Annotated in this window: 5 protein-coding genes; 3 read left to right on the plus strand and 2 right to left on the minus strand. The window is 72.9% G+C overall.

Features of this window, described 5'->3' with window-relative positions; translation table 11 throughout:
* Positions 1-57 precede the first annotated feature (57 nt).
* A complete protein-coding gene (locus ACIQ5Y_RS34060; RefSeq protein ID WP_403889489.1) occupies positions 58-3,900 on the plus strand; it encodes an ABC transporter ATP-binding protein in 3,843 nt (1,280 codons plus the stop codon).
* A gap of 12 nt (positions 3,901-3,912) precedes the next feature.
* On the opposite strand, the gene ACIQ5Y_RS34065 is transcribed toward ACIQ5Y_RS34060, so the two are convergent.
* A complete protein-coding gene (locus ACIQ5Y_RS34065; protein WP_403889492.1) occupies positions 3,913-4,467 on the minus strand; it encodes an EF-hand domain-containing protein in 555 nt (184 codons plus the stop codon).
* A gap of 211 nt (positions 4,468-4,678) precedes the next feature.
* On the opposite strand from ACIQ5Y_RS34065, the gene ACIQ5Y_RS34070 reads away from it, so the two are divergent.
* Both ACIQ5Y_RS34070 and ACIQ5Y_RS34075 read left to right on the plus strand, forming a co-directional pair.
* The gene (locus ACIQ5Y_RS34070) at positions 4,679-5,101 is read left to right on the plus strand and encodes a hypothetical protein (protein WP_403889495.1); all 423 of its coding nucleotides are present in this window, start codon (positions 4,679-4,681) and stop codon (positions 5,099-5,101) included.
* A gap of 84 nt (positions 5,102-5,185) precedes the next feature.
* Positions 5,186-6,631 (plus strand): S28 family serine protease, encoded by a 1,446-nt coding sequence (locus ACIQ5Y_RS34075; protein ID WP_403889498.1) that lies wholly within the window; start codon positions 5,186-5,188, stop codon positions 6,629-6,631.
* 31 nt (positions 6,632-6,662) lie between these two features.
* Here ACIQ5Y_RS34075 and ACIQ5Y_RS34080 read toward each other — a convergent pair whose 3' ends face one another.
* Positions 6,663-8,432, minus strand: a complete 1,770-nt coding sequence (locus ACIQ5Y_RS34080; RefSeq protein WP_403889501.1) for a glycoside hydrolase family 3 protein — start codon at positions 8,430-8,432, stop codon at positions 6,663-6,665.
* Positions 8,433-9,016 lie beyond the last annotated feature (584 nt).

Raw genomic sequence — 9,016 nt, forward strand, 5'->3', positions numbered from 1 at the left:
TCCGCCGGTCGGGGCGTTGCCGCTTCCGGCAGGACAGGACGAACGGGGAGGCCTCACGTGGCGGCGGCAGAGACAGCGGCAGGGGACAAACAGGGGTGGGGCAGGCGGCTGGCCGCTTACACCTGGCGCTACAAGGCGAACGTGCTGCTCGCGCTCGGGTCCTCCCTGGCCGGCATGGCCGTGATGGCGCTCGTGCCGCTGGTCACCAAGGTGATCATCGACGATGTCATCGGCGACCGGACGAAGCCCATGGCGCCCTGGGCCGCGATGCTCGTCGGCGCGGCCGTCCTCGTCTACGGCCTGACCTACGTACGCCGCTACTACGGCGGGCGGCTCGCCCTCGACGTGCAGCACGACCTGCGCACCGACATGTACGACACCATCGCCCGCCTCGACGGACGGCGGCAGGACGAGCTGTCCACCGGGCAGGTCATCGGGCGGGCCACCAGCGACCTGCAGCTGATCCAGGGGCTGCTCTTCATGCTGCCCATGACCATCGGGAACTTCCTGCTCTTCGGGATATCCCTCGGAATCATGCTGGCGCTCTCGCCGCTGCTGACCCTCGTCGCGCTGCTCATGGCACCCGCGCTCTGGTTCATCGCCAAGCGCAGCCGCAAGAAGCTCTTCCCCGCCACCTGGTGGGCCCAGGGCCAGGCCGCCGCCGTCGCCACCGTCGTCGACGGGGCCGTGACCGGCGTCCGCGTGGTCAAGGGCTTCGGGCAGGAGGAGCAGGAGAGCGGCAAGCTGCGCGCGGCCGGCCGCAGGCTCTTCGCCGGCCGGATGCGCACCATCCGGCTGAACTCGCGCTACACCCCCGCCCTCCAGGCCGTACCCGCCCTCGGGCAGGTCGCGATGCTGGCCCTCGGCGGCTGGATGGCCACCAACGGGCAGGTGACGCTCGGTACCTTCGTGGCCTTCTCCACCTACCTCGCCCAGCTCGTCGGGCCCGTGCGCATGCTCGCCATGGTCCTGACCGTCGGCCAGCAGGCCCGCGCCGGCGTGGAGCGGGTCTTCGAGCTCATCGACACCGAGCCCGTGATCCGGGAGGGCACGCACGAGCTGCCCACGGACGCGCCCGCGACCGTGGAGTTCGAGGACGTCCGCTTCGGGTACGACCCCGAGCGGCCCGTCCTCGACGGGTTCTCGCTGTCCGTGGCGGAGGGGGAGACCGTCGCCGTCGTCGGCGCCTCCGGGAGCGGGAAGTCCACCGTCTCGCTGCTGCTGCCCCGGTTCTACGACGCCGACCAGGGCGCCGTCCGCGTCGGCGGACACGACGTGCGCGAGCTGACCTACCTCTCCCTGCGCGGGGCGATCGGCCTCGTGCCCGAGGACTCCTTCCTGTTCTCCGACACCATCCGGGCCAACATCGCCTACGGGCACCCCGAGGCCGGCGAGGACCAGATCCGGGCCGCCGCCCGCGCCGCGCAGGCCGAAGGGTTCATCGAGGCGCTGCCCGCCGGCTACGACACCAAGGTGGGCGAGCAGGGGCTCACCCTCTCCGGCGGCCAGCGGCAGCGCATCGCCCTGGCCCGCGCGATCCTCACCGACCCCCGGCTGCTGCTCCTCGACGACGCGACCTCCGCCGTCGACGCCCGCGTCGAGCACGAGATCCACGAGGCCCTGCGCTCCGTCATGGCGGGCCGGACCACCCTGCTGATCGCCCACCGCCGCTCCACGCTCGCGCTGGCCGACCGAATAGCCGTCCTGGAGCACGGGCGGCTCGCCGACATCGGCACGCACGAGGAACTGGAGCGCAGGTCCCCGCTCTACCGGCGGCTGCTGACCGACCCCGACGCCCTCGGCGCGGGCTCCCCGCGCACCCCGGACGCCCCCTCCATGGCCGAGTTCGAGCGGGACCTGGAACTGGAACAGGACCTGGAGATCGAGGCGGAGATCGACTCCGAGCCCGTCAACGCCAAGCGCCGGGTCGTGGACGGAGTGACCCCCGAACTCTGGCGGCGGGAGGAAACGCAAGGGCCCGACGTGAAGGCTCCCGCCGCCGGCACCGGGGCCCCCGGCGCCGGGCACTCCATGGCCGGAGCCGTCGCCGGCATGCCCGCCACCCCCGAGCTGCTCGCGCAGGTGGCCGCGCTGCCGCCCGCAGACGACGAGCCCGCCGTGGACGAGGACCGCGCCGCGGCCGCCGAGGAGAGCTACGGCCTGCGCCGCCTCCTGCGCGGCTTCTGGGCTCCGCTCGCCATCAGCCTCGCCCTCGTCGCCCTCGACGCGGGCGCCGGGCTGCTCCTGCCGATCCTGATCCGGCACGGCATCGACAAGGGCGTGGAGCAGGCGGCCCTCGGAGCCGTCTGGGTGGCCGCCGGACTCGCGCTCGCCGTCGTCGTCGCGCAGTGGGCCGCGCAGTTCGCCGAGACCCGCATGACCGGCCGCACCGGCGAGCGCGTGCTGTACTCGCTCCGCGTCAAGATCTTCGCCCAGCTCCAGCGCCTCGGACTCGACTACTACGAGCGCGAGCTGACCGGCAAGATCATGACCCGGATGACCACGGACGTGGACTCGCTGTCGAGCTTCCTGCAGACCGGGCTGGTCACCGCCGTCGTCTCCGTGTTCACCTTCTTCGGGATCCTGATCGCCCTGCTCGTCCTCGACGTCGAGCTCGCGCTGATCGTCTTCGCGACCCTCCCGGTGCTCGTGGTCGGCACGATCGTCTTCCGCCGCAAGTCCGTCGCCGCCTACGAGCTCGCCCGCGACCGGGTCAGCCTCGTCAACGCCGACCTCCAGGAGTCCGTGTCCGGTCTGCGCATCGTCCAGGCCTTCCGCCGCGAGTACGCCGGCGCCGCCCGGTTCGCCGAGCGCAGCGACTCGTACCGCGATGCCAGGGTCCGCGGGCAGTGGCTGATATCGGTCTACTTCCCCTTCGTGCAGCTGCTGTCCTCGGGCGCGGCCGCGGCCGTGCTGATCGTGGGCGCGGGCCGGGTCGAGGCCGGGACGCTGACCACCGGCGCGCTCGTCGCGTACCTGCTCTACATCGACCTGTTCTTCGCCCCGGTCCAGCAGCTCTCCCAGGTCTTCGACGGCTACCAGCAGGCGACCGTCTCGCTGGGCCGCATCCAGCAGCTGCTGCGCGAGCCCACCACCACTCCCTCGGCCGAGGCGCCCCACCAGGTGTCCGAGCTGCGCGGGGAGATCGCCTTCGAGAACGTCCGCTTCCAGTACGGGACGGCCGAGGAGCGGGGCGAGAAGGGCGAGGCGCTGGCCGGCATCAGCCTGCGGATACCCGCCGGGCAGACCGTCGCCTTCGTCGGCGAGACCGGGGCCGGCAAGTCCACGCTGGTCAAGATGGTGGCCCGGTTCTACGACCCGACCTCGGGCCGCGTCACCGCGGACGGCACCGACCTGCGGGAGCTCGACCTGACGGGCTACCGCCACCGGCTGGGCGTCGTCCCCCAGGAGCCGTACCTCTTCCCGGGGACGGTCCGCGACGCCATCGCCTACGGGATGCCCGACGCCGGCGACGCCGAGGTGGAGGCCGCCGCCCGCGCGGTCGGCGCCCACGACATGATCGCCACGCTCGACGGCGGCTACCTGCACACGGTCGCCGAGCGCGGGCGCAACCTCTCGGCGGGGCAGCGCCAGCTGATCGCGCTGGCCCGCGCCGAGCTCGTCGACCCGGACGTGCTGCTGCTCGACGAGGCCACAGCTGCCCTCGACCTGGCCACCGAGGCCCAGGTCAACCAGGCCACCGACCGCCTCGCCGGCAAGCGCACCACCCTGGTGGTGGCCCACCGGCTGACCACCGCGGCCCGCGCCGACCGGGTGGTGGTCATGGACCGCGGCCGGGTCGTGGAGGACGGCAGCCACGCCGAACTCCTGGCGCGCGGCGGCCGGTACGCCGAGCTGTGGCGCACCTTCGTCGGGGAGGACGAGCGGGCCGCCGCCTGACCGCCGTACGGTTCAGATCTCGCCGAAGAGCAGGTTGCCCGGAGCGTCCTCGTCGGTGCCCGTGTAGTACTCGCGCACGGCGTCGAGGAGTTCGTCCACCGTCAGGGTGCCGTCCCCGTTGGCGTCGATCCGCCGGAACAGCGTTTCGGTGTCGGCGGGGCTCAGCTCCGTGTCGAAGGCCACCTGGGCCCGGTGGAACTCCTCAAGGCTGATGCGCCCGTCGCCGTCGGTGTCGGCGATCGTGAGGAGCGCCTGCATCATCGGCCGGAACGAGCGGTCGTAGGCGGGGCCGCCCTGCGCGTACAGCCGGGTCATGCCCGCCTTGTACTCCTCGGGCGTGACCTTGCCGTCCCGGTCGATGTCGAGCTCGGTGAACAGGTCCTGCCAGAAGTTGGCGATCCCGTTCATCACCGAGTCCGCCCTGGGGGAGTCGGCGGGCTCGGCCAGGGCCGTCAGCAGCCGGGACCCGAGCGCGATGATGTCGGTCGCGTCGATCACTCCGCTCCCGTCCGAGTCGAGGAGGTTGAAGGAGCGCTCCAGCTTGCGGTCGAGCAGGTCGTTCGTCACGTGAGTGCCTTTCACGGCTACGCGGGGCGGAGATCGGGTAACCCAGCGTAATCGGCCGTCCGGGCGTGGATTTCCGTTCTTCCGCCGGGCGGTCGCGGATGCACCCTTACGAGCGATGGACGAGCGATGGACGACCCACCGCAACCTTCCCGGAGGCCCGGGCGTCGTACGTGCGTGCGCACGTTGTACGTACGACCGATGGGGGCGCGGGATGTTCAAGGGGAGGTGGGGGCGCGGCCGGGGGGCCGTGCCCCTCGGGGTGTTCACGGCGGCGCTGTGGCTCTGCGTCGGCGGGCTGTTCACGGGGACGGCCGCGCACGCGGCCCCGGCCGGGACCGGGGCGGGGGCCGGGCTCTGCGGGGGCCGTCTCGTGCGGACCGTGCCGTTCGGGACGGGCGAGTTGCGCGTGTACAAGACGCGCACGCAGGCCTGTGCGCTGGCCGTGGCACGGGTCCCGGGGGAGCGGCGGCAGATGGCGGTGAGCATTCAACCGCGCGGCGGCGCCCCCGTACGCGATGCGGGGCGTTTCGCCCGGTACGCCGGACCCGTCACGGTCGGCGCGATCAACCGGTGTGTGTACGTAAAGGGCGGTGTGGGGACCGGATCGGCCGAATCCGGCTGGATCCTGTGCTGAGGGAGCGTCCCAACTGGGTCTGGTCAGCGGCGCGTTGACCCCGCTAGGTTCACGGCGACCGAAGTGAACTCAAGGGGAGGGTGAATGCGCAAGACGCTCGGATGGCTGCTGTCGCTCGTGGTGCTGATCGGCACCATGGGCGCGGCCGGCTTCACGGCACAAGCGGCCACAGCCGCGGAGCCGGCCGCCGCCGCGGACATCAAGGACCGGATCCTCGGAATTCCCGGAATGAGCCTGATCGAGGAGAAGCCGTACCCCGGCTACCGCTTCTTCGTACTGAACTACGAGCAGCCGGTCGACCACCGGCAGCCGTGGAAGGGCACCTTCAAGCAGCGTCTGACCCTGCTGCACAAGGACGTGTCGCGCCCGACGGTCTTCTACACCTCCGGCTACAACGTCAACACCAACCCGCGCCGCAGCGAGCCGACGACCATCGTCGACGGCAACCAGGTGTCGCTGGAGTATCGATTCTTCACGCCCTCGCGGCCCGACCCGGCCCACTGGGACGACCTGACCATCTGGCAGGCCGCGAGCGACCAGCACCGCCTCTTCACCGCCCTGAAGAAGATCTACACGAAGAACTGGCTGGCCACGGGCGGCAGCAAGGGCGGCATGACGGCGACGTACTTCGAGCGCTTCTACCCGCGCGACATGGACGGCGTCGTCGCGTACGTCGCGCCCAACGACGTCGTCAACAAGGAGGACTCGGCCTACGACCGGTTCTTCGCGGGCGTCGGCACCAAGGAGTGCCGCGACAAGCTGAACGCGGTGCAGCGCGAGGCGCTCGTACGCCGTGAGCCGCTGGAGGCCAAGTACGCGGCCGCCGCCGCCGAGAACGGCTGGACCTTCAACACCGTCGGCAACCTCGACAAGGCCTACGAGGCCGTCGTGCTCGACTACGTGTGGGCCTTCTGGCAGTACAGCCTGCTCGCCGACTGCGCCACGATCCCCACCGCCGCCACCGCGAGCGACCAGGAGATCTGGGACACGGTCGACACCATCTCCGGCTTCTCCGCCTACGCCGACCAGGGCCTGGAGACGTACACGCCGTACTACTACCAGGCGGGCACCCAGCTCGGCTCCCCGGACATCAAGCAGCCGCACCTGGCCGGCCTGAGCCGCTACGGCTACCAGCCGCCGCGCAACTTCGTGCCCCGCGACATCCCGATGACCTTCCAGCCGGCGGCCATGCGGGACGTGGACAACTGGGTCCGCAAGAACGCCGACCGGATGCTGTTCGTGTACGGGCAGAACGACCCGTGGGGCGCCGAGCCGTTCCACCTCGGCTACGGGGTGCGCGACAGCTACGTCATGATCGCGCCGGGCGCCAACCACGGGGCCAACGTCGCCAAGCTCCTCGACGGCGAGAAGGCCCTGGCCACCGCGAAGATCCAGCAGTGGGCCGGGGTGGCTCCGGCCGCGGCTCCGTCCCTCGCGGGCAACGCGACCTCGGTGGCGCAGCCGTTGGCGGCGCCGGACGCGGTGCTCGACCAGGTCGACCTCCGGCGGGAGCCGCAGCTGCGGCCGTAGGCCGTCGGGGCCGCGGGCCGACCCACTGGCTTCAGTAGGTCAGCCCGTGGCCCAGCGGGTAGCGGCCCGGTACCGGGACGGGGAGGCGGCCCGAGGGCCGTACCGTCCCGGTGAGCACCCGGGCCGCCGCCCGCATCTCCACGTCCGTCCAGGAGTACGTCGCCAGCTCGGCGGCGCAGGTGGGCAGCCGGGCCGGGTCGTACGGATTGCGGACCGCCAGCAGGACCACCGGTACCCCGGTGGCCCGGAGGTCCTCGACCAGCGTGCGCTGGGCGCTCTCCCCTTCCGGGACGTTGTACGTGCACACGAGCACCGCCGCCTGACCGGCCGCGGCGGCCACCGCGCGGGCGGGCGGCGCCGCCGTGGCCCGGCACCCCAGGGCGGTCAGCTCCCGCGCCAGAACGGCCGTGGTGGGTCCGGTCGTACCCGTGGGCGAGACCGGGTCCGTGCCCGTGACGAGCAGCCGGGGGGCCTCGCTCGGGTCGAAGGGCAGCAGACCCGTCGGGTTCGCGAGCAGGGTCGTCGTGGTGGCGGCGATCTCGTCGGCCGCGGCGAGGTGATCGGGGACGCCGACGGTGGCGTCCACCGCGGCATCCGTGACGGAGGCTTCGAACAGGCCCCGGCGGGCCTTCAGTTCCAGGATCCGCAGCACCGACTCGTCGATGCGCGCCTCGCTCAGCTCCCCCGCCTCCACGGCCGCCAGGACGCTCCGGTGCGCGAGCGCCAGGTCCGGCGGGTTCAGCAACATGTCGCACCCGGCCAGCAGGGCCAGCACCGGGATGCGTTCGTTCCCGTACTTCTGGCGGACCCCGGCCATGTCCAGGGCGTCGGTGACCACCACGCCCCGGAAGCCCAGGCGTTCGCGCAGGATGCCGGTGACGATGGGCCGGGAGAGGGTCGCCGGGTCGCCCGAGGGGTCGAGTGCCGGGAAGACGATGTGGGCCGTCATGACCGCGTCCACGCCCGCCCGTACCGCGGCCCGGAACGGCGGCTCGTCCAGCTCCTCCCACTGCGCGCGGCTGTGCCGCATCACCGGCAGGCCGAGGTGGCTGTCGGTCTCGGTGTCCCCGTGACCGGGGAAGTGCTTGGCGGTGGCCGCCACGCCCGCGCTTTGGTAGCCGCTGATCTGGGCGGCGACCAGGGCCGCCACCGCCCGCGGGTCGGAGCCGAAGGACCGTACGCCGATCACCGGGTTGGCCGGGTTCACGTTCACGTCCGCGACCGGGGCGTAGTCCTGGCGGACGCCCATGGCGGCGAGTTCGGCGCCGGCGATGCGGGCCGCCCGTTCGGCGTCGGCGGGGGAGCCGGCCGCGCCGAGGGCCATCGCTCCCGGGAGGAGGGTCGCGGGCTTGCCGATGCGGGCGATGATGCCGTGCTCCTGGTCGGTGGAGAGCAGGAGCGGGATCCGGGGGCCGGTGGTTCGGGCGGCCTCCTGGAGGCCTCGCGAGAGCGCGGCGATCTGGTGCGGTGTGCGGGTGTTGTGGGCCCAGGCGAAGTAGATGATCCCGCCGAGGTGGTAGCGGGAGACCAGCTCGGCGGCGGTGCGGACGCCGAACAGGGCGAGGTTCTGCTCGGCGTCGGCGGGGTCGGGGTCGGTGGCGGAGTGCCCGTACACCCGCGAGACGAACAGCTGCCCGACCTTCTCCGCGAGGCTCATCCCGTCCAGGAGGCGGCGCGTGGCCCGCCTTGGCGGGTGGGGGGCGCGGTGCGCGCCGATGGCGGCGGAGCCGCCCCCGGCGGCCGTGACGGCGGCCACGGCGGCCGCGGCGAGCAGGTTCCGACGCGAGGCGAGGTACGACACGCGCCGGACCCTACTCCCGCGGTGCCGGTGGGGCGGGCGTGTCGGGGCGTGTCGCCCGGCGCGGCGCCGCTGCGGGGGCTCCGGCCCCGAACCCCCGCGCCTCAAACGCCGGCGGGGCTGAAACTGCCCTCCGGGCAACCCAGCCACCCGCACTCTCCGGCCCGTCCTGGCCTGTTCAGCCTCGCCGGCGTCCGAGGCGCGGGGCTCCCTCCAGCCTCGCCGGCGTCCGAGGCGCGGGGCTCCCTCCAGCCCCGCCGGCGCTTGAGGCGCGGAGGTCTGGGGGCGGAGCCCCCGGGTCTTTCAGCCCGTCCGGCGTCCGAGTCCCCCTCCAGCCTCGCCGGCGTTTGAGGCGCGGAGGTCTGGGGGCGGAGCCCCAGGGCGGGTCCGGGCGGAGCCCGGGGAACGGTGGAAGGGCGGGTAGGGGACTGCTCCGCACAGCGGTACCCCGGGGGCGGCCCGCACGTGAGGGGCCGTCGGGGTCGGGCGCGCGGCGGGGCACCTCCTCGGGCGTCGAACGTGCGGAGGCAGCGGACATGTACGACGTGGTTGCGTTCGACGCCCTGCGGGGGCGCCCCGCCGCGCAC

This window comes from Streptomyces sp. NPDC096339 (assembly GCF_044762985.1).
In the GTDB taxonomy this organism is placed as follows: domain Bacteria; phylum Actinomycetota; class Actinomycetes; order Streptomycetales; family Streptomycetaceae; genus Streptomyces.